30 protein-coding genes are annotated in these 26,670 nt (G+C 41.0%); all 30 read right to left on the minus strand.

All coding sequences use genetic code 11. The annotated features are described in order from the left end of the window. Window positions 1-12 precede the first annotated feature (12 nt). The 30 genes from BM210_RS15390 to fliE all read right to left on the minus strand — a co-directional run bounded on the left by BM210_RS15390 (window position 13) and on the right by fliE (window position 26,649). Window positions 13-426, minus strand: a complete 414-nt coding sequence (locus BM210_RS15390; protein WP_091169766.1) for a hypothetical protein — start codon at window positions 424-426, stop codon at window positions 13-15. 3 nt (window positions 427-429) lie between these two features. After that, complete coding sequence (locus BM210_RS15395) at window positions 430-924, minus strand: chemotaxis protein CheD (RefSeq protein ID WP_091169768.1); 495 nt, start codon at window positions 922-924, stop codon at window positions 430-432. Then, window positions 921-1,541 carry a chemotaxis protein CheC gene (locus BM210_RS15400; RefSeq protein WP_091169771.1) on the minus strand — a complete coding sequence of 207 codons (621 nt, stop codon included), beginning with the start codon at window positions 1,539-1,541 and terminating at the stop codon, window positions 921-923. Before BM210_RS15400 ends, BM210_RS15395 begins: the two co-directional genes overlap by 4 nt. Window positions 1,542-1,545: 4 nt before the next feature. Further along, entirely contained in the window at window positions 1,546-2,007 is a 462-nt protein-coding gene (locus tag BM210_RS15405; protein ID WP_091169773.1) for a chemotaxis protein CheW, read from the minus strand. A 46-nt stretch (window positions 2,008-2,053) separates the two neighbouring features. Then, complete coding sequence (locus BM210_RS15410; RefSeq protein WP_091169775.1) at window positions 2,054-4,105, minus strand: chemotaxis protein CheA; 2,052 nt, start codon at window positions 4,103-4,105, stop codon at window positions 2,054-2,056. 49 nt (window positions 4,106-4,154) lie between these two features. Continuing rightward, on the minus strand, window positions 4,155-5,309 hold the full coding sequence (locus BM210_RS15415; RefSeq protein WP_091169778.1) for a protein-glutamate methylesterase/protein-glutamine glutaminase: 1,155 nt from the start codon (window positions 5,307-5,309) through the stop codon (window positions 4,155-4,157). Between the two features lie 46 nt (window positions 5,310-5,355). Next, window positions 5,356-6,231, minus strand: coding sequence for a MinD/ParA family protein (locus tag BM210_RS15420; protein ID WP_091169781.1), 876 nt, complete (start codon window positions 6,229-6,231; stop codon window positions 5,356-5,358). Then, window positions 6,224-7,537, minus strand: a complete 1,314-nt coding sequence (gene flhF, locus BM210_RS15425; RefSeq protein ID WP_091169784.1) for a flagellar biosynthesis GTPase FlhF — start codon at window positions 7,535-7,537, stop codon at window positions 6,224-6,226. Before flhF ends, BM210_RS15420 begins: the two co-directional genes overlap by 8 nt. Next, window positions 7,534-9,567: a flagellar biosynthesis protein FlhA gene (flhA, locus tag BM210_RS15430; RefSeq protein ID WP_091169785.1), complete on the minus strand. Its 2,034-nt coding sequence runs from the start codon at window positions 9,565-9,567 to the stop codon at window positions 7,534-7,536. Before flhA ends, flhF begins: the two co-directional genes overlap by 4 nt. Window positions 9,568-9,588: 21 nt before the next feature. Next, window positions 9,589-10,665: a flagellar biosynthesis protein FlhB gene (gene flhB, locus BM210_RS15435; protein WP_177237843.1), complete on the minus strand. Its 1,077-nt coding sequence runs from the start codon at window positions 10,663-10,665 to the stop codon at window positions 9,589-9,591. Between the two features lie 29 nt (window positions 10,666-10,694). Continuing rightward, entirely contained in the window at window positions 10,695-11,474 is a 780-nt protein-coding gene (gene fliR / locus BM210_RS15440; RefSeq protein WP_091169790.1) for a flagellar biosynthetic protein FliR, read from the minus strand. A gap of 11 nt (window positions 11,475-11,485) precedes the next feature. Next, window positions 11,486-11,755, minus strand: a complete 270-nt coding sequence (gene fliQ / locus BM210_RS15445) for a flagellar biosynthesis protein FliQ (protein WP_091169792.1) — start codon at window positions 11,753-11,755, stop codon at window positions 11,486-11,488. Window positions 11,756-11,790: 35 nt separating this feature from the next. Beyond that, a complete protein-coding gene (fliP, locus tag BM210_RS15450) occupies window positions 11,791-12,516 on the minus strand; it encodes a flagellar type III secretion system pore protein FliP (RefSeq protein WP_371263487.1) in 726 nt (241 codons plus the stop codon). Between the two features lie 32 nt (window positions 12,517-12,548). Next, the gene (locus BM210_RS15455; protein ID WP_177237832.1) at window positions 12,549-13,199 is read right to left on the minus strand and encodes a flagellar biosynthetic protein FliO; all 651 of its coding nucleotides are present in this window, start codon (window positions 13,197-13,199) and stop codon (window positions 12,549-12,551) included. A gap of 46 nt (window positions 13,200-13,245) precedes the next feature. Further along, window positions 13,246-13,608, minus strand: a complete 363-nt coding sequence (locus BM210_RS15460) for a response regulator (protein ID WP_076232770.1) — start codon at window positions 13,606-13,608, stop codon at window positions 13,246-13,248. A 25-nt stretch (window positions 13,609-13,633) separates the two neighbouring features. Next, window positions 13,634-14,911, minus strand: a complete 1,278-nt coding sequence (fliY, locus tag BM210_RS15465; RefSeq protein WP_091169797.1) for a flagellar motor switch phosphatase FliY — start codon at window positions 14,909-14,911, stop codon at window positions 13,634-13,636. After that, window positions 14,901-15,899 (minus strand): flagellar motor switch protein FliM, encoded by a 999-nt coding sequence (gene fliM, locus BM210_RS15470; RefSeq protein ID WP_091169799.1) that lies wholly within the window; start codon window positions 15,897-15,899, stop codon window positions 14,901-14,903. The genes fliY and fliM overlap by 11 nt, the downstream gene beginning before the upstream one ends. A 41-nt stretch (window positions 15,900-15,940) precedes the next feature. Beyond that, complete coding sequence (locus tag BM210_RS15475; protein ID WP_091169801.1) at window positions 15,941-16,417, minus strand: flagellar basal body-associated FliL family protein; 477 nt, start codon at window positions 16,415-16,417, stop codon at window positions 15,941-15,943. After that, a complete protein-coding gene (locus BM210_RS15480; RefSeq protein ID WP_091169804.1) occupies window positions 16,418-16,639 on the minus strand; it encodes a flagellar FlbD family protein in 222 nt (73 codons plus the stop codon). A 58-nt stretch (window positions 16,640-16,697) separates the two neighbouring features. Continuing rightward, window positions 16,698-17,534 (minus strand): flagellar hook-basal body complex protein, encoded by an 837-nt coding sequence (locus BM210_RS15485; RefSeq protein ID WP_091169806.1) that lies wholly within the window; start codon window positions 17,532-17,534, stop codon window positions 16,698-16,700. Window positions 17,535-17,626: 92 nt separating this feature from the next. Continuing rightward, window positions 17,627-18,004 (minus strand): TIGR02530 family flagellar biosynthesis protein, encoded by a 378-nt coding sequence (locus BM210_RS15490; protein WP_091169808.1) that lies wholly within the window; start codon window positions 18,002-18,004, stop codon window positions 17,627-17,629. Next, window positions 18,001-18,468: a flagellar hook capping FlgD N-terminal domain-containing protein gene (locus BM210_RS15495; protein WP_091169810.1), complete on the minus strand. Its 468-nt coding sequence runs from the start codon at window positions 18,466-18,468 to the stop codon at window positions 18,001-18,003. The genes BM210_RS15490 and BM210_RS15495 overlap by 4 nt, the downstream gene beginning before the upstream one ends. 30 nt (window positions 18,469-18,498) lie before the next feature. Next, window positions 18,499-20,121, minus strand: a complete 1,623-nt coding sequence (locus BM210_RS15500) for a flagellar hook-length control protein FliK (protein ID WP_256223651.1) — start codon at window positions 20,119-20,121, stop codon at window positions 18,499-18,501. Between the two features lie 24 nt (window positions 20,122-20,145). Next, window positions 20,146-21,075, minus strand: coding sequence for a MotE family protein (locus BM210_RS15505; protein WP_256223652.1), 930 nt, complete (start codon window positions 21,073-21,075; stop codon window positions 20,146-20,148). Between the two features lie 21 nt (window positions 21,076-21,096). Continuing rightward, on the minus strand, window positions 21,097-21,540 hold the full coding sequence (gene fliJ / locus BM210_RS15510) for a flagellar export protein FliJ (protein ID WP_091169813.1): 444 nt from the start codon (window positions 21,538-21,540) through the stop codon (window positions 21,097-21,099). Between the two features lie 6 nt (window positions 21,541-21,546). Continuing rightward, window positions 21,547-22,866, minus strand: a complete 1,320-nt coding sequence (fliI, locus tag BM210_RS15515) for a flagellar protein export ATPase FliI (RefSeq protein ID WP_091170288.1) — start codon at window positions 22,864-22,866, stop codon at window positions 21,547-21,549. Between the two features lie 3 nt (window positions 22,867-22,869). After that, entirely contained in the window at window positions 22,870-23,691 is an 822-nt protein-coding gene (locus tag BM210_RS15520) for a FliH/SctL family protein (protein WP_091169816.1), read from the minus strand. Continuing rightward, window positions 23,684-24,700: a flagellar motor switch protein FliG gene (gene fliG, locus BM210_RS15525; protein ID WP_091169818.1), complete on the minus strand. Its 1,017-nt coding sequence runs from the start codon at window positions 24,698-24,700 to the stop codon at window positions 23,684-23,686. Before fliG ends, BM210_RS15520 begins: the two co-directional genes overlap by 8 nt. 12 nt (window positions 24,701-24,712) lie before the next feature. Then, complete coding sequence (gene fliF / locus BM210_RS15530) at window positions 24,713-26,302, minus strand: flagellar basal-body MS-ring/collar protein FliF (protein ID WP_091169820.1); 1,590 nt, start codon at window positions 26,300-26,302, stop codon at window positions 24,713-24,715. A gap of 44 nt (window positions 26,303-26,346) precedes the next feature. Further along, window positions 26,347-26,649, minus strand: a complete 303-nt coding sequence (fliE, locus tag BM210_RS15535; protein ID WP_091169823.1) for a flagellar hook-basal body complex protein FliE — start codon at window positions 26,647-26,649, stop codon at window positions 26,347-26,349. Window positions 26,650-26,670: the final 21 nt, after the last annotated feature.

Here is a 26,670-nt window from a genome sequence, read left to right on the forward strand (position 1 = left end):
TTGCCACCACCTTTATTCATCCGACATCTGACGCAGCGCTTGAACCATATCCCCGGTTTCCATATTCACTTTCCTCGAAAGCTTCGGGGGATTCAAAGGTGCAAATCCGTTCTCACCCTCATGTGAATGAGAATCCCTTGAATCTTTTAACAATTGATTCAAAGACTCGTCTTCGTCTGGTGTAGTCATATCAAGGGCAGTACCTTTGTTATCATCCGCTGCTTCGTCGATTTCGGTTATTTTATGAATCCCAGCAAATGAACCCAAAATCCAACGTACTAGAAAAACGAGAAGAAACAAAAGGACAAAACTATAACAGCTTCGAATGAGTGCAGTACTCCAAATATTATTTATTAAAGAGGTTGACAGTGTAACGACAAAAGATATGGCACCTAATAGTAAATTCCAACGAATAGTTCCTATCATAGTCTACAGTTCCTTTACTCCTTGTTGAACGCTGCGGATTAATAGAATACCTGTTTCACAGTTAAATTCAACCGTTCTTCCATAATTTAAACCCGTATCCTCCGACTTCAGAGGGATTGAATACTTGGTTAGCATGAGTTTGCAGGATTCGACATTTCTTGGGCCAATTCTCATTGTATCGGAGTTACCTGCGAAGGCGAACATCTGTGCCCCTCCTGCCATTTTAGCTTCCATTCTTTTGAGAACTGCACCTAATTTCAGCATTCTCTCAATCATCTCTGGAATAGCTGTATCCGCGTACTTGGCAACATTTAAATTACCTTCTCTTGCAATGTCAGAGGTTGGAAGCATGACATGCGCCATTCCAGCAACCAACGCCTTGGGATCAAATAGGGTAATGCCTACACATGAACCTAATCCAGTTGTCTTTAACACCCCGGTCAAATGAGTAACATTGAGATCAGCCATACCTACTTTAATGAAATTGTCTGAAATCATGGACCTTGTACTCCCAAGGCAATAAAAATTTTGTTAAAAGACTCGGGGTCCGGGATCAGGAAGAAATGCCCTTCAATCTCATCATTCCCATCCAAAAATTTGGTGTCAATTAACAAAGCATGATCTCCCATTTGACCGAATTGGATAAGACCGTAGCTTAGAATGGCCCCTGCCATATCAATTGCAAGAGCAGGAACGGTTGGTGACATGTACAATTGCGTAAAATCAGCCAATGAAGATAAATAGGAGCCTGCAAGAATATTTCCAATCTCGCTTAAGGCAGAAAGCTCCATATCTGTATAGTGTTCGTCATCAACTACCTCTATCCCTACCAAATTACGCAATAATTTTTTTGCAGATTCTAGAGATAAAATGAAAAATAGATTTCCTGGTGTCTCTCCTTCAACTCGAAGGAAGATAGCTATCACGACTCGTTCAGCACCGCCGACACTATCGGCAATTTCTTCAAATTCTACCATACGAACCTTAGGAACGAGCATGTCGACCGGTTTATCCAAAAGCCTGGACAGTGCGGTAGCCGCATGTCCAGCTCCAATATTCCCTACTTCCTTGAGAACATCCAATTGAAAGTCAGCAAATCCATTAAATAATTCCACACGATTACTCCTCTTGGTTTTCTAATTGAATAATTTCACTTTTGTTCAGAACTTCTTCTAAATTCAAAAGCACCAAAAGACGCGAATCACTGATCTTTGCAATTCCTTGTAAATATTTAGCTTTGATACCACCAACAACTTCTGGTGGATCATCAATCGAATCCGTGTTAATATCCGTAACATCATTCGCTGAATCTACAATTAAACCAACTTCCATTTCTTTCACAGCTACGATAATAATACGAGTATTGTCTGTATAGTCACTTTCTGCAAAACCGAATCTTCCACGCAGATCAATAATAGGAGTAACCACACCGCGCAGATTAATAACGCCCTTAACAAAGTCTGGCGTTCTTGGAACACGTGTCATTGGCTGCATCCGCTCGATTGTTCGAACTTTTTCCACTTCTACTCCATACTCCTCGTGTGCCAAAGCAAAAACGATAACCTTCATTTCTTCGCCCATACTCCCGTGCCTCCCTTTGAAATCCAATATGTAATCCGTTTAAAACTTATTTAATCAAAGCGTTTGTATCAATAATAAGTGCGACCTGCCCATCACCAAGAATGGTTGCACCGGAAATAGCGAAAAGATTGGTGAAATATTTGCCCAAGGATTTCAAAACAATTTCCTGCTGCCCAATAAATTCATCTACAATGAGTGCTGCAAGCTTTTCACCTTTGCGGATAACGACGATTTGCGTTTCCTTTTCAACTTCAGTACCGTTTTTATTAGGTACACTAAATACTTTGGATAACGATACGAGCGGGATTACATTCGAACGGAAATTCACCATACGACTTCCGTGCACAGTAAGAATCTGATCAGTAGCAATTGCTGAAGTCTCCACAATGGAGGATAACGGGATCGCATACTTTTCTGAACCCACACGAATGAGCATTGCAGAAATAATTGACAACGTAAGCGGCAATTGTACAGAAAACTTGGTTCCTTTACCAAAGTTAGATTCTACTTGAACACGTCCACCAAGACTTTCAATTTTTGTCTTGACGACATCCAAGCCTACACCACGACCCGAAATATCAGAAATTTTATCTGCTGTACTGAAGCCGGATGCAAACAGCAGCAGGTATACTTCATTATCGGATAGTTTCGATGCCTGCTCTGGCGTGACGACACCTTTTTTAATAGCTGCATTTAACACCGCATCCCGATTGATGCCACGGCCATCCTCTTCGATTTCAATAAATACATGATTGCCGCTATGAAAAGCACGTAAATATATCATTCCCGTTTCTGGCTTTCCTGCTGCTATTCTGTCAACCGTAGGTTCGACCCCATGATCTACAGCATTTCGAAGTAAATGTACCAGCGGATCACCGATTTCATCAACAACCGTGCGGTCAAGCTCGGTATCAGCGCCTGTAATGATCAAATCCACTTTTTTGTCCAGGTTTTTGGCAACATCACGAATCATCCTCGGGAATCGATTAAATACGGTATCGATGGGAACCATCCGCAGTTTTAATACAATGTTTTGTAAGTCACTACTTACTCGCGACATGTGTTCTACTGTTTCAGTCAGGTCATTTTTTTTAATTTCGCTGGCCAACTGCTCCAATCGGGAGCGATCAATCAACAGCTCACTAAACAGATTCATCAATGCATCCAAACGTTCTATATCTACACGAATCGTTCGGTTGGCTACAGGAGCGTTAGCAGCTGCCACTGGCTTTTTGATTTCTGCTGCTGCTGTTGGAACAGGCGCAACCGCCGGGGCTGCTGCAGCTGCGACTTCTGCCACTGCCGCTATGGCCGGCTTCATAAGCTCTTCCAGCTTTTCAAGTGTTAACAAGGTAACGATAGCTTTATCAATCTCTGATACGTTAGCAACTTGCTTTTGCAAAGATTCTTGATCTGTACTGGAAACGAAGAAGACAGAAAAGTTATTATCAAACCGTTCTTGTTCAATATCCTCTACAGCTGGATCTGATTTAATAACCTCTCCATTTTGTTCTAATACATTAAACACCATATAGGCTCGGGCTGCCTTCAATACACAATCCTGTCGAACACCCACTTCGATATAAAACACCTGCATACCTGCTTCAATGGATTGCTGAACGATCGACAGCTGAAATTCATCCAGTATGGAGGAAGCTGCTGCATTGTTGTCCTTAGTGCCCGATTGAGCTCCGGCAGCAGCGCCTGCTTTTAAATAATCACCTGTAACTATAGATTTCAGAGACAAGACAATGTCACTTACATCCGCCTTGCCTGTACCGCCTTGAATGATATTTTCCACCATAGATTCCAGAGCATCCAGACTCTTGAATATACAATCGAATATAAAAGCATCCATCTTCAGCTTATCATTACGAACAAGATCCAGTACGTTTTCCATTTCATGAGTCAACGATGCTAAATCTTCAAAGCCCATCGTCGCTGACATACCCTTAAGGGTATGGGCCGAGCGAAAAATATTATGTACAATGCTGATGTCCTCAGGGCTGCCCTCTAAAGCCAATAAATTATCGTTTAAGGCTTGCAGATGCTCTCTGGATTCATCAATAAACATCGAAAGGTATTGATTTAAGTCCATAGCCTCACACCTCCGTCAATGGATGATTTGTATTTCTGATGTCTCAATGCTACTTACAAACAACCTGGGTTAACTTAGAGGCTATTTCTTGCTGTGCCAGGACATGCATCACACAATTTAATTCTACTGCTGCCCGGGGCATCCCGTAGACAATACAGGTTTCTTCGGATTCAGCAATTGTAGTTACTGCGCCTGCATTTTTTAGCGCTAGCATCCCCTTTGCCCCATCCGCCCCCATTCCAGTCATGAGAACAATGTGGCGCTTTAATTCTTTCATTGGCAGCAGAGACTCGAACAGAATGTCTACAGAAGGTCTATGCCCTCCTCTGGCTTCCTCTTTGCTTATATGAATTTTGTAAGCTCCAGGTCCATTGCGCGCTACTGTCATATGAAAACCGCCTGGAGCCACATAGGCATGTCCATTTTGCAAAATCATACCCTCTTCCGCCTCTACCACATGCAGCTCAGAAACTGAATTCAATCTCTGTGCCAAGGATTTGGTGAAATTGGGAGGCATATGCTGAACGATAACAACGGGAGCAGGAAGGTGTCCGGGTATATGCGAAATGACCTGATGAAGTGCTCTTGGACCGCCTGTAGAAGTCCCTATCGCCACGATTTGCTGAACCTGACTCGATACCTGTTGATTAGAAAAAAGAGGCGCAACAGGTGTAGTTTTGAAAAAATTCACTTCAGACGCTGTATTTCCCTTATTGACCTTAGGTAATTCCTCAACCCGCGGGACAGCCTTCGATCTGGATATTGGCGATGTCCATATAGGATTGGAACGAAACTTCATCACATTTGTTTTGACAGCGATATGCAGCTTCTCCAGTAGCAATTCTCTTACTCTGTGTAAATCCAAAGAAATCGAGCCCGAAGGCTTGCCGACAAAATCAACTGCTCCTCTTTCGAGTGCAACGATGGTTTCTCTTGCCCCATCCTGAGTTAAGCTGCTTAACATGATCACTGGTGTGGGCTGCACATCCATAATAATCTTCAGAGCATCCAGGCCATTCATTTCCGGCATTTCAATATCCATGGTGATAGCGTCCGGCTTAAGTGTTTTAACCATATTAACAGCTTCTTTACCGTTCTTTGCAGTGCCTATCACTTGAAATTGAGTGTCCTCGGAAATTAAATCCGTTATCATTTTCCTCATAAAGATTGAATCATCAACAACCAATATTTTATAAGGCAACATATATATTCACTCCTCCAAGTTGTCTGTTTCGCTAAGTGAGAGGACGCTAGTGTCTTAAAAGTCTCATCATTTTCGACATAAAGCCTTTTACTGCACCCTGCTGGTTATCTGAAGGAGTTTGTCTGGCAATATAATCATCCACTAATCGATAGATCGACTGAGAGGCTGCGGAGGTGGGGTAGGCCACCGTAAAAGGGATTTGTCTTTTCACAGCCTTGGACACGTTATTATCATCGTCTACAAAGCCCAAGGTTGGGATATCTATGTGTAAAAACTGTTTGGCAACCATAATGATCTTGTCAGCAGTTTGTTTCCCTTCCTTACTGTCAGTAGTACGATTAACAACCAATTTGAAATTTACAGGCTCATTCATTGAATTAACCATCTTTATGATAGCATAGGCATCCGTAATGGAAGTCGGTTCTGGAGTCGTGACAACTATGGTTTCTTCTGCTGCCAAAATGAATTTTAACGTTTCCTTCGACAACCCGGCACCCGTATCAAAAATAATAAAATCTACGGTACCGTTTAATTGATTAACCTGATCAGCAAAATATTCCAATTGCTCGTCAGTAAGTCTGATCAAATCATTAAATCCTGAACCGCCTGCAATAAATTGCAAATCATGTGGACCTCTCTGGATAATTTCCCAGATCGTTTTTTCTTTTTTCAACAAATGATACAAATTATATTTAGCGCTGACGCCCATGAGTACGTCAATATTCGCAAGGCCAATATCAGCGTCAAAAACCAAAACAGCATAGCCTCTTTTTTGTAAGGTAAGTGCAAAATTCAGTGTGAAATTGGACTTCCCTACACCACCCTTGCCGCTGGTTACCGTAATTATACGAGTTGGTTTGGCAGAATTCTGGACATGTTGATTGGAAACGAGATTGCGAAGTCCTTGTGCCTGATCAGTCATGATGATCGACCCCCAGTATCAGGTCAACAATGTGCTGCTCCGCCAACAGGTTGATATCATCAGGGACACTTTGTCCATTGGCTACATAAGAAAGCTGAAGCTTAAAATCATTTACCAGATTAACGACAGCTCCATACGAATCGGTTTCATCCATTTTCGTAAACAGCACTTTGTCGAGCTTGAATTTCGAGAAATTTTCTGTAATTGCTTTCATATCCTTGTATTTAGTAGTCAAGCTCAATACCAGGTACGTTTCACTTTTACCACCATACTGCAGCAGTGAGTTCAATTCGGATACAAACATTTCATTGCGAAAATTCCGCCCTGCGGTATCCATAAAGATAATATCTCGGTCTTTAAGCTGTTCAAATGCCTTAGACAAGTCTTGAGGTGAAAACACAACCTCTAAAGGCACATTCAAAATGGTTGCATACGTCTTAAGCTGCTCTACAGCTGCAATTCGGTAAGTGTCCGATGTAATAAAACCAACCTTGCGATGATATTTGAGAACCTGCTCTGCTGCCAGCTTCGCGATGGTTGTGGTCTTACCAACACCAGTTGGTCCTACAAAATGAGCAATCCGAGTATCCGACGCCATTGCATTAGACTGTCCCCTGTTGAATAGCTCAAGCAGCTTCTTTCTAGCCGATTCCATGGCTGATTCTTCTGTTATTGGAAGCCCGGTATCCTGAGCCTCCACATTAATAGAAGCCACAATATCATCCACAAGAACAGGATCCACTTCCTGTTCGATCATTCGCTGCTTCAGTACTTCTAAAAAAGGATCAATTACTTGTTGGCTGCCTTGAACCGAAAGCTTATGCATAAAGTCTTTCATCTGTTTCAATTCTTCCAGCAATATATCTTCTCTTGCTTTCACAACAACTGGCGCAGGTGCAACGGTAGCTGGAGCGGGCACCTTTACAGATAAAGGTGGGCTTGGAATAAGTACATCAGGAACTTCCGGAAAAACGAGAGTTTCCCGCTGTTCATTGGTAGTTTGCAATTGCGCCGTTAAACCGTTTGGTCTTGTATACGCATTTTTTGCGGTTTGCGCTGTGTTAAAACCTGTTGTCGCAGTTTGTGGTCTCTCAATTGGCGCCGTGTTCTTGATGGGTGAAGGCGCTGCTGCAGCTGTTGTGTCTATAGCAGCAATGACTTCAATTTTTTTCTTTGAAAACATACCCAGAAAACCACCGGAGCGAATTTCTTTCGTATTTAATATAACCGCATCCTTACCCAGATCGGATTTGATTTTTTGCAAGGCATCTGGCATTGAATCGACAATATATCGTTTCACTCTCATAAATTAACTACCCCCATGCTCTGAATTTCAACGTTGGGTTCGAGCTCACTGTAAGATAGAACCGGTATATCCTGCATCGTCCGTTCCAAAAGCTGCCTAAGATACATGCGGATCGTTGGAGAAGTCAAAACAATAGGCTGTTGTCCAGATTGAATCAACTTCGTTACCTGATCCGTAATGCGTTGATAAATAATCTGGGTTGAGCTTGGATCCAGTGCCAAGTAACTGCCTTGATCGGATTGTTGAACTGACTCAGCTATTTTCTTTTCAAGACTCGGGCCCACCGTAATTACCTTAAGTGAGTCGCCTGTAACAGCAAACTGCTGCGTAATTTGGCGCGAAAGCGACTGCCTTACATATTCGGTCAATATTTCCGGATCCTTGGTATAAGTACCATAGTCCGCTAACGTTTCTAGTATGGTGACCAGATCGCGAACCGATATTTTTTCCTTCAATAACTTAACCAAAACCTTCTGTACATCACCGATGGACAATACGCTTGGAATAAGGTCATCCACCAGAACAGGATAACTTTCCTTGACATTTTCTATTAGTCCTCTTGTTTCTTGGCGTCCTAAAAGTTCATGTGCATGTTTCTTAATAACTTCTGTTAAGTGAGTAGCAACAACCGATGGCGGATCAACTACCGTATAACCGGATAATTCCGCTCTTTCTTTCATCGCCTCATCAATCCATAAGGCAGGTAACCCAAAGGCAGGCTCCAACGTGTCAATCCCACTAATCAAGTCATCCTCGATTCCAGGGCTCATAGCCAAATAATGATTCAATAGCAAATCTCCGCGTGCAACCATATTCCCTTTGATTTTGATTACATATTCATTAGGCTTCAATTGAATATTATCTCGAATCCGGATAACCGGTACGACAACACCCATTTCTAAAGCACATTGTCGGCGGATTAATATAATTCGATCCAACAAATCGCCGCCCTGCTGAGTATCGGCTAAGGGAATCAGCCCATAACCAAATTCAAACTCGATAGGATCTACCTGCAATAAGCTGATAACACTCTCCGGACTGCGAACCTCTTCAATTTGCTGTTCTTCCTCCAGTTGCTCATCCTTGGCCAATTTCTTGACCAAGCTTTGCTGCATTTTCATAGCTGCATAAGTAAGTAAAATGGCGATAGGCAGTGTAGTAATGATATGAATAGGTGTGAAAAGGCCGAGTAACGTGATCGTACCTGCCACAATGTAAAGCAATTTCGGATAAAGTAAAATCTGCTTCGATAAATCATGTGCCAGATTTCCTTCAGAGGTTGCTCTAGTAACGATTAAGCCTGCTGCTGTAGAAATTAACAAGGCTGGTATTTGGCTGACCAATCCATCACCAATCGTAAGAATCGAATACAGCGCTCCTGCTTCTGCAAGCCCCATTCCTTTCATAGTCATACCGATTACCAATCCACCTAGAATATTGATAAACAGGATGATAATTCCGGCAATGGCATCACCTTTAACAAATTTACTGGCACCATCCATCGCTCCATAAAAGTCTGCTTCCTTAGAGATTTTCTCTCTTCGCTCTCTAGCTTGCATTTCATTAATCAAGCCTGCATTCAAATCTGCATCAATGGCCATTTGCTTACCTGGCATTGCATCCAATGTAAATCGTGCAGCTACCTCGGCAACGCGCTCAGAACCTTTGGTAATAACGATAAATTGAACGAGCACAAGAATAATAAAGACGACAAAGCCTACAACGATATTCCCCTGTGCAACAAACGAACCAAAGGTTTTGACCACATTACCGGCTTCGGCATTGGCTAATATATTTCTTGTTGTCGAAACGTTTAATGCAAGCCTAAAAAGGGTAGTAATCAATAGAAGTGAAGGAAAAATAGAGAATTCTAAAGGGTCCTGTGTATTCATTGCTACCAAAATAATTAACAACGCAATTGAAATATTAATGATTAGCAGTACATCGATCAACCATACTGGCACAGGCACAACCATCATCAATACGATTCCAATAATACCGATGAGTACAACCAGATCTTTTATTTTCATAGCAGTGTCCTCCTCTCTTAATTAGTTGGCTTTACCTTTCATCTTATATACATATGCTAGAACCTCTGCAACAGCCTGGAACATGTCTGCTGGAATGGCTTCCCCAATTTCTACTTGCGCATACAAGGTCCGTGCCAAAGGTTTATTTTCAATAGTAACAATACGGTTTTCCTTGGCAATTTGTTTAATCTTCAATGCAATATATTCGGTTCCTTTAGCTATAACTGTAGGAGCCTGCATATTGTTGGAATCATATTTTAACGCAACGGCGAAATGGGTAGGATTTGTAATCACGACATCAGCCTTGGGAACCTCCTGCATCATCCGCTGCATAGCCATTCTACGCTGCTTTTCACGAATCTTTCCTTTAATTAAGGGATCGCCTTCCGACTTTTTGTACTCGTCTTTAATGTCCTGCTTGGACATACGGATGCTCTTTTCAAACTCGTATTTCTGATACATAAAATCAAAAAGAGCCAATACAATCAAAATCAAGCCAATTTTTATTCCTAATTTCAATGTAACTGAAGCCATAAAAACGAAAATATTTTCCATTGGCAGCCGCGCTAAATCCATTAATGAGTTTTTTTCTCCCCAAAGCGTATCATATACGACAAACCCAATAATCGACATTTTCAGAACGGATTTCACAAAATCCACCAAGGTCCGCGGCGAAAATATTTTCTTCGCTCCCTCGATTGGATTCAGTTTGTTAAATTTCATCTTGAGCGGGTCACCCGTAAACATAACCCCAATTTGGAGATAGTTACTAAATATAGCTGTGGCCATAGCTACCATAAGTACAGGAACGATAATTAGGATCGTTTGTACAAACAATTGCTTAAAAAGTAAATTCACATTAGCTGAAGTCACGTCCATCAGTAAATAATCGTGAAAAACAGATCGAAATACTAATGTTAGTTGATTTTTCATGTATTCCCCAAATATATAGAAGGAAAGAAAACAAAAAAATAAAATGAATGCAGCAGGCAAGTCCATACTTTTCGCAACTTGACCTTTTTTCCTTGAATCCTGCCTCTTTTTTGCGGTAGCAGGTTCTGTTTTTTCTTGGGAAAACATCTGTAAATCTAGCTGCATTCTTAAAGAGACCACGTAAATTCCTCCCGTTAACCTGTAAACATGCCAATAAACTTTTGCATGTAGTCAAACATGGATACAAAGGATCCCTTAAAAATGGATTCATAAGCAGGAAACAACAAGATCAATAACGAGAATCCGATTAACATTTTGAACGGTGCTCCAATTACAAGAATATTGAATTGTGGAGCTACTCTAGCCAGCAATCCAAGACCCACATCAGTTAAAAACAATGCCGCTATGAGTGGTGCCGCCATTTGAAAGCTGAGTGAAAATACAGTTGAAAATGATTTAATAACAAACTCGGTTATTTGTCCGCTATATATTTTGGCAAACAGTTCATTGGATAATGGAATCCATTCATAGCTCTCCATAATGGCTTTTAAAAATAGATGATGACCATTTAAGGATAAGAAGAGTAGCATGGCGATCATATGCTTCAAATTTCCTAAAATCGGACTGGAGGCACCTGTCAAAGGGTCAAATACATTCGCTATACCAAAGCCGATTTGAATATCGATAAAAGAACCCGCAATCTGAACGACTGTAAAAAATAGATAGGCAATGAAGCCTAGAAAAACACCTACAAGTATTTCTCTGATTATAGAAAGGAAATAAAGTGAATCAAAGGTAGCTAAAGTTGATGAACCTACGACACTGAAAGACATCAAAGTAATAAAAAAAGCAAGTCCAATTTTGAAGTGTACAGGTACGTTTTTGGCCGAAAATACAGGAACGACAACAAAAAACGATGAAATACGACAAAAAAAGAGCAGAAAGCTAGGAAAATATTGTTGAATCCAATCCATACCTTCACTACCTAGCCTACAAATTTATAAAGGTTATTCAAAATGTTGTAAGTGAAATCTATCAACGTATTTAAAATCCAAGGTCCAAACACTAAAAAGGCTAATAATACGGCAACTATTTTGGGAACAAAAGCCAACGTTTGCTCTTGGATTTGTGTTGTTGCCTGAAAAATACTAATAGCTAACCCCACTACCAATGCAAGAATCAGCATGGGGGCACTGGCTTTCAAGACCGTGTATACAGCCTCACCGGCCAAGCGAATAACAAACTCCGAGCCCAAGGTTTATTCTCCTCCTGCATGGTCATCAATTATCATTATGTGTTAAAACTAAGTAACAGCGATCTCACGACCAAATACCAGCCATCCACTAAAATAAACAGTAATATTTTAAATGGAAGTGATATCATTACGGGAGGCAGCATCATCATCCCCATTGCCATTAGGGTGCTCGCTACGACCATATCGATTACCAGAAATGGTATAAAAATCATAAAACCCATTTGGAAAGCTGTTTTTAATTCGCTGATGGCATAAGCAGGTACTAAAGCCGTTAATGGCGTATCCTCGACTCCACTTGGTGGCTGAGCTTTGGAATAATCGAGAAAAAGCTTCAGATCCTTTTGTCTCGTATGCTGAAACATGAACTTTTTCATGGTGACCGAAGCCTTGTCCAAAGCAACTGTTTGGTTCATGCTTCCTTTTAGATATGGCTGCAGCGCTTGTTCATTTAAATCGCCGAGCGTCGGTGCCATAATAAAAAAGGTCATGAATAATGCTAATCCGACTAAAACCTGGTTGGGAGGCATTTGTTGTGTACCCAACGCTGTCCTTACAAAACCCAAAACAATAATAATTCTAGTAAAACTCGTCATTAAAACCAGAATAGCAGGAGCGATACTCAGTATCGTAATTAGTATAATAATATTGACCGTATTGGAAGCACCTGCTGCAGAGCTTGATGATCCAAAATCAATATTGATGCCCGGGATAGGATTAGCCGCATAGGCATGAGACGTTGACAACATGATGATTGCCAACATGGATACTACGGTGTAAATAATAGCCTTCCATTTCATTGTTTATCATTCAACCGATCTTTATTTTTGTCATCCATCAGTAGGTCCTCCACCATTTTCTTTCGATCTGATAAATGGTGCATTTTATTATGAAAAATCTGCTGAAAAGAAGCTGTAACATCTTCCTCAGAATCTTCGATGATACTTTGTTTTTTTCTCAGTTTGGATACCCAACCTGTGAATGTTTCAAAGCTTGCTGCAGTCTTAGCATTTGAAGAATTCAACATCTCCGAAATATAGGAGACTTCTTCTTCATCTTCAATTTTTTCCAGCAGCTGAACATTTTCCCCAACCCCTACAATGTAGAGTGAGCGACCGATTTCAACGACCTGAATCGATTTGTTCGGACCCAGTGGTACGCCTCCTAAGGAACGCATAGAGCGACCAAATAAAAATTTGTTTTTCTGCGAAAGAAACTTAATAATAATAAAAAATAATCCGATAATAAGAATAAGAAAGAATATAACTTTTATTACCATCCATATGGTTTCTGAAGTACTTACACTCGAATAGTTTAAATCCGACATCCCCGTAATTGGTTGATCAGGGGAGGTACCGGTTTCCCCAAAGCAAATATTTGAGAAACCGGCAATTTGTATACTTCCAGCAACAATAAGAGAAGACAATTTGGAAAAGAGTCTTTTCAAGTTTCACATTCCTTTCGGTTTATGCCAGACTCCCCCTTGAATCTTATTAACCCAAAGTTTTCTTGATAGCCTCGATAACACGGTCAGCTTGGAACGGCTTCACTATGAAGTCTTTAGCACCCGCTTGAATAGCATCTATAACCATCGCTTGCTGGCCCATCGCAGAGCACATAATGACTTTGGCAGAAGCGTCGATTTTTTTAATTTCTTTCAGTGCAGCAATACCATCCATTTCTGGCATTGTAATATCCATCGTGATCAAATCGGGACGTACCTCTTTGAATTTCTCAATAGCTTGCGCTCCGTCATTTGCTTCTCCACAGACTTCATAACCATTTTTAGTTAAAATATCTCTAATCATCATTCTCATAAAAGCTGCATCATCTACAATTAATATTCTATTTGCCATGTGTAAACAATCCTCCCAAGTTTAATTAATACTGTAGTTTTTGAATGCGATCCCATTGGTTAACAATGTCTGTAACGCGTACACCAAAGTTCTCGTCAATAACGACAACCTCGCCCTTCGCTATCAACTTATTGTTAACAAGAATATCAACAGGCTCACCTGCAAGTTTGTCTAACTCAATAATTGAACCTTGAGATAATTCAAGGATGTCTTTAATCACCTTATGAGTTCTACCTAACTCAACTGTTACCTTTAAAGGAATATCCAGTAACAAATTCAGATTTGTATCCTCTGGAGGTGTTAGCTGATGCGGTGTAAAGTTCGAAAATTGAGCTGGCTGAACATTTACATCACGTCCAAGTCCATTACCGTATGCCGCCGGCGGTTGTTGATACATCGGCTGCTGCGGTGGATACATAGGCTGTTGATACATCGGTTGCTGTGGCGGATACATAGGCTGCTCATACTGAGGCATAGGCGGCTGCTGATACATCGGCTGGGCATAAGGATCTGGTTGTCCCATGGGTGGAGCTACCGGTTGTTGCGGCTGTTGAGCCGCTGGAGCAGGGCTTGGTGCAGGTGTAGGTGTAGGTGCTGCCTCTTGTGAATCCTCCCCACCTCCCATAAGTATTGAAACCATGTCTTTAGCAAATGACACAGGTAAAAGCTGCATAAGTGTAGAATCAATTAAATCTCCAATAATGATACGAAAAGAGATTTTAATGAATACTTCTTCTGGAGGAAGCGATGCGCCACCTTCACTGTCTGATAGATTTAATATATCGATCCCTGGTGGAGATATATTAACAAAACGATTAAAAATCGTTGACATGGAAGTAGCAGAGGATCCCATCATCTGATTCATAGCCTCTTGAACAGCACTGATATGAATTTCAGATAATTCCTCGGCGTAGGCTGTCCCGTCCCCACCCATCATTAAATCAGCAATTACTTGTGCATCACGAGTTTTGATGACTAACAGATTAATACCGTGAAAGCCATCAACATAATTGACATGGACCGCAACATGAGGCAGTGGAAATTCTTTGACCAATTCATCTTTAGCAACTGCTGAGACTTTCGGTGTCGTAATGTCTACTTTCTTGCCTAATAAAGTGGATAAAGCTGTTGCCGCGCTTCCAAAGGTAATATTACCAATTTCGCCAAGTGCATCTTGTTCCAATGAAGTTAAATAGTTATCAACATGGACTTCAACACTTGAACTCTCCGCACTGTCACCTGAAGATTGTCTCAACAAAGCATCAATTTCTTCTTGAGACAAATAATCCCTATTATTCGTCATTTTCTTCTGCTCCTTCATTAACAATCTCGCTTATTTGCATAGCCAGTTTTCCTCTGATGCTGCCGGGGCTGCCCAAAAACTTCAGTTTTTCTCCGATTCTGATGTTTAACAGCTCATCAACCGGTTTGTTAAGCGTTATGACATCGCCAGCCGTTAAGTTCAAAAATTCCCTGATCGATATTTGAGTTTCACCTAACTCAGCAATAATTGGTAGCTTAGCTTTATGTAAGCGAGATTGTAAAGCCAACACTTCTTCAGGTGCGATCGTTTTCTTTTGCGAAACAAACCAATGATGTACAGATAAGCGCGGCATAATGGGCTCGATGACAACATGTGGAATACAAAGGTTGATCATACCCGTTGTATCACCGATTTTGGTGCTTAAAGAAATTAATGCAATCGTTTCATTCGGAGACACGATTTGCATAAACTGCGGATTTGTTTCCAACGCCTCAAGACGTGGAGACAAATCAATAACACTTTTCCAAGCTTCTTGAAGACTTTCAAAACATCTGCTAAAAATACGTTCCATTACAATGGTTTCAATTTCTGTTAAAGCATTTATTTTTGATGGCGATGTCCCTGCACCCCCGAGTAGTCGATCCAGCATAGCAAACGCTACGTTAGGGTGTACTTCCAGAACCATACGGCCTTCCAGAGGCTCCGCTTCAAAAATATTTAGAATTGTCATTTTTGGAATAGAACGAATAAATTCATCATACGGCAATTGTTCGACTTGTACCACATTTATTTGCACAAAAGTTCTCAATTGTGCTGAAAAGTACGTAGTTAGGTAACGGGCGAAGTTTTCATGGATTCTTGTTAAGCTTCGAATATGATCCTTGGAAAAGCGTACAGCTCTTTTAAAGTCATATGCCCTTACTTTTTTCTGCGTATCTTCCTTCTTGAGTTCCTCAGCATCCATCTCACCAGATGAGAGGGCTGCCAGCAGAGCATCAATCTCGTTCTGCGAAAGTACATCTACCATTTAACGTCACCTCCTTCGTAAGGCTCTCTTTAAGAAAATCATTATTGAAGCACATTATCCGTGATCCAAATTTGTTTGATCTTCCCGAGGGTTAGCAATGGGTTCATTTTATTCATAAGGGTCGAAGTAAGATTATCCAAGCCTTTGCTGCCTTGTACCTGCTCTGGAGTCATATCGGAGAGCGTTTGTACAATAATAGCTTTCATTTTAAAATCTAGCTTTTCAAATTCGTCCTTCGCCTTCGCATTTTCCAATTCAATGGCAAAGCTTGCCTTAATAAAGCGATTATTAGTTGCAAGATTTGTCAAAATATCTTTAAGGATAACCGTATTGGCTTTCGTTTCTTCCGGTGTTGCTTTTTTAGCCTGTTTAACCTCTTTAGCTGAGTTTTGCGCTAACTCCTGTGGATCCTGATTACCTTTGTCCATATAATTCCATAAAACAAATGCTGCTGTTAAAATCAAGGTTATAGCAATGAGAATAGCAACAACCATCAAAAACATTTTGCTCTTAAACAACTAAGACCCCTCCGAATCGATACTCTTTATTGTTCCAGCTATTGACCCTATCGTTTGCATATATTGGGTCACAAGCTGGACCACATCCGTCATTGGTTCCAATACAGTAATTTTTTTACTAGTAATCAAGGTAATGATAGTGTCGGGTGTTTCTTCAATACTCTCGATTAATAAGGCGTTCACTAATAGTTGTTTCCCATTTAAGCGGGTAAGTCTGATCATTGTCAGCCTCCGATTTATAAATTAAAGGGGAGAATAACTCCCCTTATCTTAAGTTGTATTAGTGTTTCAAGTTAACAACCTCTTGCAAGATTTCATCGGATGTTGTAATGATACGGGCATTAGATTGAAAACCACGTTGTGCGACGATCATTTCGGTAAACTCTGCTGTTAAATCCACATTGGACATTTCCAACTGTCCCGAGACTATAGCCCCTGTACCTCTTGCTGCATCATTAGCAGTACCAAGGAAATCGACAATTGAGGTGCCTGAATCATTAGAGTTTGGAGATTGACGATACATATTGCCGCCGATTTTTTCAAGTCCAGCTGGATTTGGAACCTTTACCACACCAATAAATACAGCTGAATTGGTTGTAGTACCCGTATCATCTACAGTAATAAGCTCACCCGAACTTGATATGGAGAACGCGGTAATGTTACCGATATTATCCAAATCGATTAGTCCGCCGTTACTATCAACCACAAACATACCATCAGAAGTCACCAATTGATTGTTGGCATCGATCGTGAAATTTCCTGCGCGTGTCAAGTACGGCTGCTCTTGTCCTTCTGTTGCTTTTACTGCAAAAAATCCATCCCCATCTATACGAAGATCGGTTACCACATTGGTTGTCATCGCACTACCTGGCGTATGAATCGTGTCTACTGCACTAATAGAAACACCTAAACCGATTTGCTTAGCATTGACACCACCTGTTGTTCCATCAATTGAAGGAGTTACACCTGCTACAGTTTGACTCAAAATGTCTTTAAACATAACGCGTCCGCCTTTAAAACCAACGGTATTAACATTCGCGATATTATTTCCAATAACATCCAATTTAGTCTGAAAGCCTCTCATACCGGAAACGCCTGAATATAGTGATCTTAGCATTAATAATTGCCTCCCTATGAGTTATTGCCTATTTGTATAGGTTGCTTCGGTCAATCCACAACCATGGGCCTCCTTAACGGTCCAGCCCGATATTACGAGATAATGACAGCACTATCAATTTTGGTAAATAAATTGTCTTTCATAGAGGTTTCATCCATTGCAGTTACAACAGTTCGATTCTTAATGTTTACAATTAATGCTGTATCATTGATTAACATTAATGAATCCTTTGCTCCTTTTAAAGCAGCTTTGTCAATTGCCGCATCAATTTTCGCTAATTGCTCCGGTTGAAACTCAATACCTCTTTGGCGTAATCGTTCTTCAGCATGATGACTAAATTTCACCAGTTGAGTTTGCAATACATTCTGAAACGTGTTTTCCTTACTCTGAGCAGTCAGGTCGTTACGCTTGACATGAGAAGATCGGATACTGGCAGGATATAATTGCCCGACAGATATGGGTTGGGTCATTCTTCGATCGCCCCCAGCTCCGGATTCGAAATTCTCAATATTGAATCCAGATTGATTTGCTCATTCTTTATCAGAGCATATTGAGAACCATCTTTCATAATAATGGATTCTACAACACCAGTTCCTATTTTGGCCTCTTCATTAGACTTGCTGCTTGGTATCGACCACTGAACTTCTTTGCCAATCAGAGAAGAAGCTAGACCTAACGATTGCCTCATCAGCTTCAATTCCGTAGTCATATTGCTCAATTGCTCGACAGAAGTAAATTGAGCCATTTGCGCAATAAATTCTTTGTCTTTCAAAGGGTCTGTTGGATCTTGGTTTTTCAATTGAGTCATCAGAATTTTCAAAAATTCATCTTTACCCAACTGCCCTTTTTTTTCTGTGTCTGTTCCCGCTCTTGTAACATTACTTTTAGCGTAATAAGGATACACGTTTTTCGTGCTAACCGGTGAATCTGACATGTTATCACCTCCCAATAATAATTGTTTCTACTAGGCTGTAATATCGATAGATGTACTGCCTGGGCCATTTGACGTAGAATTTGCTTGACCTTCATTCTCAATGGCTTCTTCGTCTAAAAAGGAAGTATTATCGATGCCGTTACCTTTTTGCTGTTTACTGGATTGTTGGGATTGCTGCTGTCGTTGTTCCTGAAACATTCCGGATTGAAAAGCTTGGTTCTGTGAAACTTCTATTTTTTCAACCTGTATGCCTTGACTTTGCAGTGTTGTTCTAAGCTGGGATAGCTGGCTTTCCAACATTTCTTTACCTAAGGAGCTGTCTGCCATAAATTGTGCAACAAGCAGTCCATTATGCATGGTCAATTTCACATCAACTTGACCTAGATTTTGTGGATACAAGGAAAGCTTGGCTTCAGTAAATCCATCCTGCTTCGTGTCAAGCGTAAAAGATTTGATGACTAGCTGTGTCATATCTTCTACAAAAGAAGGTGCCTGCATTAAAATAACGGGCGGTTTTGTTAAGGATTGTGTAGGTTGTACATGTTTTAAAAACTCATGCATAGGTATTGCCGGAGTTTCATTAGAAGGATCATTTGGCAGATCAACTAAAGGTTCGAATAGCGGACTTTCTGATCCATGGCTATCGACAATTAACTTAGGCTGCACCGATTTCGCTGCTAAATACTCTAGTTTAGAATTAGCTGTTGGTATAATAACCGGAAAAGCTTCTTCCGTTTTAGCGCTTCTACTTGCACTATTACGAACACTAGTTGGATTATTTCCAATAACGCGGGCAGCAGGCTTTTCAGTAACTATAGAAGCTGCTGTATCATTGTTCACTGCTTGCTCTGACAAGTTGACATTATTGACTTGTGCGGCAGTCGGTTGTTGAACTAGGGTAGTCATCAGCTTTTGTAAATCATTCAGTGCTGATTGTAAAGCTTTCTCTACTTGTGGAGAAACTGATTTTTCGCCATTTGTTTTTAGCAGTTCATTTACGCTCTCCAACAGCTTTAAAGCTTCGTCTTTGACTATGAGCTTGTTGGATTTTACTGGAGTTTGATTTGTAACTTCAGTCGTGGGACTGCTCGATTCGATCGGAATAAACAACAACGGATTAAGCTGAGTACCAGCCAATGAATTATTATCGGCACTATTGTTTGCATCGGTAAGTTCGAGTGTTGCAGCAACTGTCTCTTCTTCCGAAACCAAAGCCTCTGATGGAGTTAAATCCGTGTCAACTGGAGTCTGTAAAAGAAGAGCTTGAAGCCCTGCCAGCCACGCTTGAATATCAGGATTAACTAATAATGCTGCTGCGTCCTCCGAATCAGAGCCTAGCAAATTTAGTAAAGCATCTAACTGTTGAGAAAAAACTTCAACATTGTCATTGTTCATTGCTACAGACTCGTTATTGACTGATCCTAATAATTGAACCAAAACATTCATTCCAGTTAAAGCAGCCTGATTGGACAGCGCATTACCTGCTGGCGCCGCAGTAGAAAGCAATCCGTTCAATGTCGACGAGAAGCCTCCAGTTGTTTGACTAGCCATTGGATTGGATGTGCTGCTTCCTAAACCGCCACTGGTTGAAGAAGTTGTAGATGAACTGCCTGTCGTAGTCACAGGAATTTGGGTTTGTGCCTGAATTACCATATTTTTCACCTCCCTTCATTTGATTTACTGAATCAGTCGAGCAGAAATGAGAGCTGCCACTTCTTTAGATTGTTCGGAAATAGCCGTAATAATTTTCGACCTCCCTGCACTTTCCATTGAACTTAGGATTGAAATCACTTTGTCTGGATTAGCATTTTGCATTTCCATCAAAACAATAGCTGCACTTTTGGGAGTCATACTTGAAAACGTTGCTCCCAAATCATCCTTAGTAAGTTTTTGAGAAGCTTTGGCATCTGGTATTGCAGCTTGTTTAAGACGCTCCTGCAGTGCAGCAATTTGTTTGTCCTTAGCCGTTGATTGGTCCTTCAGCAAGATAGAGGCATCTGCAGCCTTCTTGGGATCCATCTTCTCCAGGATCTTGACTTTGTCGTCTGTCTTCATCGAACTCAGAACAAGAACCATCTCAGGGATCGTCAAGTTTTCCATGATAGGGGCAGACTTTGAAGGAGACATCTTGGCATACATCGTAGCAAGCTGCTGAATCTGTGCTGCATATTCTTCATCAGAAAGAGCTTTGGATTTGGTTTGTTCTTCCAGAGAACTGTTTTTGGACTGAAGTTCTTTAATCGTTTGATCACGTTGAAGGACAGCTGCATCACTTTTCTTCAATTCCTGATCCTTTTGATCCAATTGCGCACTTAAAGCCTGAACATTATCTTCAGCTGTTGTTGAACCTGCCTGTCCAGTGGATGCCTTCTTATCTACAGGTTTGCCATCAATAGCTTTGGACTTGGGTTCAGGCACAATACTGCTAATTACGGGTATACTCTTCGCTGTTCGAAGTACGTTGCTCATGACATCATAATCGAAAATGGTAAGTAAAACGCCAAGCAGAACAGCAGTGAATACGAACGGTATCAAAAACCAGATTAAAAACCGTTCCATTCCCCCGTACGAGGAGCTACCTTCCACATCAACATTTGCCATCATCATCGCCTCCTGTCTTCTTCTGTTCTATGACAATCTCCTGAATCGGTTCGTTGCCATCTCGTCTAGCTGCTCTTGTTCTTTTTTCAGAACAGTGGCCGTAAAGCTTTGATGTGCCTTATCTTTTGCTTTACTCCATATCTTTTCTTCAAGCACTTTACCTGCCAATACATCCTGCTTCGTAACCATGACTCGTTTGGCGCGCTCCAGATCGTTGTTTTTCATCACAATTTGGTTACTCACCGTGTCTACGAAATGTTGAAGCAGCATGATTTCTGAAATTGTCGTTTTACCTACTGACGTGTTGTGCAGTTGTTCTTGCAATCCATCCTTTTCGGAACATAGGATAGACATTGAGGATTCCTCCTGACGTACTTTGCCGATCGCTTCGGACAGCATCCATTCTGCTTGTGTCTTTTCATTTGCTTTTAAATCAACAATTTTTTGAAAAGCATATTTAAAGCGTCTCATTTAATCTCATCCTTTATAAAATTGTTGGATTAAACTTTCCTGAGCTTCACTGAACGTTAATTTCTCGTTAACTTTTTGCTTAGTGAAATCCCAAATCGACTGAATATATTCAAGAGAAAGATCAATATCTGGATTCGAACCTTTTTGGTACGCCCCTATATTTATAAGATCCTCCGAATCTTTATATATCGACATCAATCGCTTCAAATTTTCCGCTGCTGACATATGCTCAGAAGTTACAATTTCCTTCATAACCCGACTCACGCTGGATAATACATCAATTGCCGGATAATGACCACGATTAGCAATTGAACGATCTAACACAATATGCCCATCCAAAATTCCACGTACGGCATCAGCAATTGGCTCATTCATATCGTCTCCATCAACAAGAACGGTATAAAATGCAGTAATAGAACCTTTGGGTCCTGTACCGGATCGTTCTAATAGCTTGGGCAGCATGGCAAACACAGAAGGCGTATACCCTCTTGTGGCTGGCGGCTCACCGACAGCGAGCCCAACTTCACGTTGAGCCATCGCAAACCGCGTCACTGAATCCATCATCATCATCACATTCAAACCGCGATCTCTGAAATATTCAGCAATACTGGTTGCAATTAACGCTCCTTTAATACGAATGAGTGCAGGCTGATCAGAAGTCGCCACAATGACTACAGAACGAGCAAGACCCTCAGCACCTAAATCTCGTTCAATAAAATCCATCACTTCACGCCCACGCTCACCAATAAGCGCGATCACATTGACATCAGCAGAAGTATTTCTTGCGATCATACCCATCAATGTACTTTTTCCGACACCAGAACCGGCGAAAATCCCGACACGCTGTCCTTTACCAATCGTCAGTAATCCATCAATACAACGGACACCCACACTGATAGGATCCAGAACTCTCGGTTTTTTTAAAGGATTACCAGGAATATTGTTGGTTGAATATTGTGTCATTCTAGAGGGAAGAAAAGTCCCATCCAAGGGTTGACCAAGGCCATCTAAAACTTTTCCCAGCAATTCATGTCCCACTTGTACAGTTAACGGCTTGCCTGTTCCAACGACGTCACACCCAGGACCAATGGAGGTTAGCTCGCCCAATGGCATGAGCAGCACTCTATTGTTCTTAAAACCAACAACTTCAGCTTTTAACGGTTGATTCGATTTAAAAGGATAAATGTAACAAACATCACCAATGCTGGCATCAGGACCTTCCGATTCAACGGTTAATCCAATAACCTGAGTTACTTTCCCATTTACCCGAATCGGGTCAAGTTGTCTTAAATGTTCTATATACTTGGAAGCATCAGGTACTTGCATCATCTACGACCCCTCGCTTCGTACTGCAAGATGTTGTAGAGCATTTTTTATTTCTTTTAATTGCGTATCAATTCTCGCATCAATACTTCCAAAGGTTGATCTTACGACGCACCCATGGTCATGCACAGAAGGATCTGGAATAATTTGCAATTCCGCTTGTGAATCTATATGCAGCAGGAGCTCTTCACGCGCATCCTGGATATATGGAAATTGTGAAGGCGAAATGCATAGTGTAATGATTCCCTTTTCTCTTCTTCTGGCAAGAACAGTTTTAATTAAATCCGTCACCCATTCGGATTCTACTGTTAGCTGTCTGGATACGATCTTCTCAGCTATGGCACAACTCATCTCGATCAGAAAAGGCTCTGCTTCTTGTATGATTTGCTGTTTGAGCAAATATGATTGCTCCAATATGGAGGATGACTCCTGCAGCATTTCATTATACTGACCTCGAAGCTCCAATTCAGCCTGTGCTGCTCCTTCTTCAAACCCTTTTTGAAAGCCCTCTTCTTTCAACTGTGTTTGTAAATCAGCATCATGCTGTCGCTGTTCATTCCACCACAGCTCGATTTCGGCTTGGGCCTGCTGCCTTATTGCTGCTGCTTCATCCATAGCTGCTCTGACCTGCTCTTCAGCAAAGGCTTCAGCGTCTTGAAGAATTTGCTCCTTAATTTGGGAAGCAGTCGATAACTCTTCCTGTTCTTCAAGAGAAAGCTCTTCATTTTCATTGAATGTATCATCAACAGGTTTTGGCTGAGTCGCGATTTCAACAATTTTTTTCTCATCTAAAGAAACATATTGGGAATTCTTGATGACATTAGACAATAATATCATCTCCTCCACCACGTGCAATAATAATTTCTCCGGACTCTTCTAGACGACGTATGGTAGCCACAATACGCGTTTGTGCTTCTTCTACATCGCGCAATCGAACGGGTCCCATGAACTCCATCTCTTCACGGAACGTTTCAGCCATCCGTTTGGACATATTTTTGAAAATTGCCTCTCGAACTTCTTCACTTGCCACCTTAAGTGCCAGCTGTAAGTCTGCATTTTCAATGTCACGTATGATTCGCTGTATCGAACGATTATCAACGTTAACAATATCCTCAAACACAAACATCCTTTTCTTAATCTCTTCCGCCAGCTCCGGATCTTGAATTTCAAGAGAGTCTAAAATGGTTCTTTCTGTTCCTCTATCAACACCATTCAAAATTTGAACAATTGCGGATATCCCGCCAGCATTCGTGTAATCTTGAGTCACAGTAGCAGATAGCTTTTGCTCTAGAACACGCTCAACTTGACTAATGACCTCAGGCGAAGTGCTGTCCATGAGAGCAATTCGTTTCGCCACATCGGCTTGCTTGTCCTGCGGAAGCGAAGAGAGAATAATGGATGATTGCTCGGGCTGCAAGTAAGCCAACACCAAGGCAATCGTTTGAGAATTCTCATTTTGAATGAAGTTCAAAATTTGAGCAGGGTCGGCTTTTCTGGCAAAGTCAAAAGGCCTTACTTGCAAGGTCGCCGTCAGACGATTGATAATATCAAGCGCCTTCTGAGATCCAAGTGCTTTCTCAAGTATTTCTTTTGCGTATGAGATACCGCCCTGAGAAATAAATTCTTGAGCTAAACAGATTTGATGAAACTCGGACAATATCGATTCTTTTTCTATATTGTCTACTTTCCTAACATTAGCAATTTCTAATGTTAACTGCTCGATTTCCTCATCACGAAGATGCTTGAAGATTTGAGCAGAAACCTCCGGTCCCAGGCTTATCAACAGAATAGCTGCTTTTTGACGACCAGATAACCCTTGTTGCTGAACTTTAGCCAAAAAAGCACACCCCTATTCGTCTACTAACCATGTACGAAGCAAATTAACAAATTCTTCCGGCTTTCTTTTAGCCAGGGTCTCGAGTTGCTTACGCACTTGATTATCATTAGTCACATTATCAATATCAATGGTCGGGAACTCCACTTTAGCAGGCTCTAAAGCCAATTCCTCTTCGGCTTCACGCTTCAATCTCCGACGTCTTACAAGTAAGTATCCACCTAATACTAATAAAGCAAGAGCGAGTCCACCTAATCCTCCATACAACAGCATCTCATTAGAACTAGCTGCAGCTGCATTTGGTCTTGCAAAAGTGTGGGCAAAAACAGTTACTTTTTTAGTCAAATCCTCGTCAGTTAAAGTTTGCTTGTTATCGGCAAGCGCTGCTCTAACCACATTTACCAATATGCGTTGTACCGCATCTTTGGTTTCCTGAGTTAAAGAATTAGGATCTGCGGCATTAGGTGGTTCAATTCCTACATTTATGGTTAAATCTTTTACTATGTAGGGAGTTGCCACAATGTCATTGGTTATTCGATTCACTTCGTAATTGACTGTCTTTTGAAGCTCCTCTGACTTGGCTGTTCCTCCATTGTTGCTGCCAGGATAACCAGGCACATCCGTTTGACCTGTACCAGGAACACCTGCTGCTGCAGAGCTTCCATCACTGTTATAATTTTTTTGGATTTCCTGAACTGATATTTCCAAACCTTTTTGATCAACAACATTAGGTGCTGTCACAAGCTGCTGCTTGGTATTGGTTTGATCAAAATTCATGGTTGAAAAGACCTGAACAATCACTTTGTCTTTCCCGAGCAAGGTAGCCAACATTTGTTGTACGTTTTTTTGAATATCATTTTTGAATTGATTGTTGATATCAAAATTCCGTGTCGCAATATTGGTATTGGCGATCTTCCCTTGGCCTTTGGAATATTCCAGCAGTTCTCCGTTCTGATCCGATATGGTGATGTTATCAACCGGCAATCCCTTGATACTGTGGGATACCAGATTATACATCGTATCAACTTTGGCCTGATCCAATTGATACCCAGGCTTAATATTTAAAACAACTGAAGCAGACGCTTTTTCTTTTTCCGTTCCTTTAGGTAAAAAAACGGTCTCTTCCGGTAAACTAATCAATACTTTGGAGCTGCTCACTGCACTATTGGAGTTAATAAGCTGTTGAAGCTCTCCTTGTACAGCATTCACATACTTTACATTAAACTCTTTGTCAGTAGTTCCAAACGTGCTGTTTTGATTAAAAACACCATATCCGATATTTCCGCTTTTGTTAATACCTTGGGATTCAACAGCCAATTTTACATTAGCCACCTCGCCACGCGCAACCCCAATGCTCTTCCCGTCTTCACTTAGCTGATAGGGAATTTTGGCACCATCCAAATAAGTTTTTATTGCAGCAGCATCAGTAGGCTGTAAATCGGTATAAGCCAATGCGTACTCTGTTTTCGAAAAATTATAACTAATAATTCCAATCGTTAGTAAAACCAGAACAACCGTTGATACAAAAGTGATTTTCTGTGTTCTACTAAATTGATTCCAGTATTGGGTTATCTTATTCCAAAACTGGGTTATATTCTCATTCACTCTTCCACCCCATCTGAAGACTCGAGCTAAGATTCAAAGTGCTTTTATACTTGCATCCTCATTACTTCCTGATATGCATCAATCACTTTGTTACGTAATTGTACCGTCAGCTCTAATCCAAGGGATGCCTTCTCCGAAGCGATTATTAACTGATGTACATCAGATATCTCGCCTTTGGCAAATTTATCATTTAACTGATCGACCTGCTGTTGTTGAGTATTAAGCTTGGTAATGGCATCCGATAAAAAGCTACCAAACTGATCAGTCACTTCCGAAGCACTCAAACCTTTTGGAGCAGATTGAGGCATAATGGCTTGCAATGATTGCAGACCTGTCTTTTCTATCATGGCGAAGTCCCCTTTCTATTA

Source organism: Paenibacillus sp. 1_12 (assembly GCF_900114475.1).
Taxonomy (GTDB): domain Bacteria; phylum Bacillota; class Bacilli; order Paenibacillales; family NBRC-103111; genus Paenibacillus_S.

Bases quoted from the DNA above. Each gene is read 5' to 3' on its own strand.
- BM210_RS15485 (WP_091169806.1), bottom strand. From the start codon at position 17,534: ATGCTAAGATCACTATATTCAGGCGTTTCCGGTATGAGAGGCTTTCAG.
- BM210_RS15495 (WP_091169810.1), bottom strand. From the start codon at position 18,468: ATGTCAGATTCACCGGTTAGCACGAAAAACGTGTATCCTTATTACGCT.
- BM210_RS15490 (WP_091169808.1), bottom strand. From the start codon at position 18,004: ATGACCCAACCCATATCTGTCGGGCAATTATATCCTGCCAGTATCCGA.
- fliY (WP_091169797.1), bottom strand. From the start codon at position 14,911: ATGACGAATAATAGGGATTATTTGTCTCAAGAAGAAATTGATGCTTTG.
- BM210_RS15460 (WP_076232770.1), bottom strand. From the start codon at position 13,608: ATGGCAAATAGAATATTAATTGTAGATGATGCAGCTTTTATGAGAATG.
- flhF (WP_091169784.1), bottom strand. From the start codon at position 7,537: ATGAGAGTGAAACGATATATTGTCGATTCAATGCCAGATGCCTTGCAA.
- fliP (WP_371263487.1), bottom strand. From the start codon at position 12,516: ATGTTGGCAATCATCATGTTGTCAACGTCTCATGCCTATGCGGCTAAT.
- BM210_RS15500 (WP_256223651.1), bottom strand. From the start codon at position 20,121: ATGGTAATTCAGGCACAAACCCAAATTCCTGTGACTACGACAGGCAGT.
- BM210_RS15405 (WP_091169773.1), bottom strand. From the start codon at position 2,007: ATGGGCGAAGAAATGAAGGTTATCGTTTTTGCTTTGGCACACGAGGAG.
- flhB (WP_177237843.1), bottom strand. From the start codon at position 10,665: ATGCAGCTAGATTTACAGATGTTTTCCCAAGAAAAAACAGAACCTGCT.
- BM210_RS15420 (WP_091169781.1), bottom strand. From the start codon at position 6,231: ATGACTGATCAGGCACAAGGACTTCGCAATCTCGTTTCCAATCAACAT.
- BM210_RS15410 (WP_091169775.1), bottom strand. From the start codon at position 4,105: ATGGACTTAAATCAATACCTTTCGATGTTTATTGATGAATCCAGAGAG.
- fliJ (WP_091169813.1), bottom strand. From the start codon at position 21,540: ATGAGACGCTTTAAATATGCTTTTCAAAAAATTGTTGATTTAAAAGCA.
- flhA (WP_091169785.1), bottom strand. From the start codon at position 9,567: ATGAAAATAAAAGATCTGGTTGTACTCATCGGTATTATTGGAATCGTA.
- BM210_RS15390 (WP_091169766.1), bottom strand. From the start codon at position 426: ATGATAGGAACTATTCGTTGGAATTTACTATTAGGTGCCATATCTTTT.
- fliR (WP_091169790.1), bottom strand. From the start codon at position 11,474: ATGGATTGGATTCAACAATATTTTCCTAGCTTTCTGCTCTTTTTTTGT.
- BM210_RS15480 (WP_091169804.1), bottom strand. From the start codon at position 16,639: ATGATCAGACTTACCCGCTTAAATGGGAAACAACTATTAGTGAACGCC.
- fliI (WP_091170288.1), bottom strand. From the start codon at position 22,866: ATGCAAGTACCTGATGCTTCCAAGTATATAGAACATTTAAGACAACTT.
- BM210_RS15415 (WP_091169778.1), bottom strand. From the start codon at position 5,309: ATGTTGCCTTATAAAATATTGGTTGTTGATGATTCAATCTTTATGAGG.
- fliE (WP_091169823.1), bottom strand. From the start codon at position 26,649: ATGATAGAAAAGACAGGTCTGCAATCATTGCAAGCCATTATGCCTCAA.
- fliM (WP_091169799.1), bottom strand. From the start codon at position 15,899: ATGGTAGATGTACTTTCGCAGAACGAGATTGATGCTCTGCTGGCAGCC.
- BM210_RS15505 (WP_256223652.1), bottom strand. From the start codon at position 21,075: ATGATGATGGCAAATGTTGATGTGGAAGGTAGCTCCTCGTACGGGGGA.
- BM210_RS15395 (WP_091169768.1), bottom strand. From the start codon at position 924: ATGATTTCAGACAATTTCATTAAAGTAGGTATGGCTGATCTCAATGTT.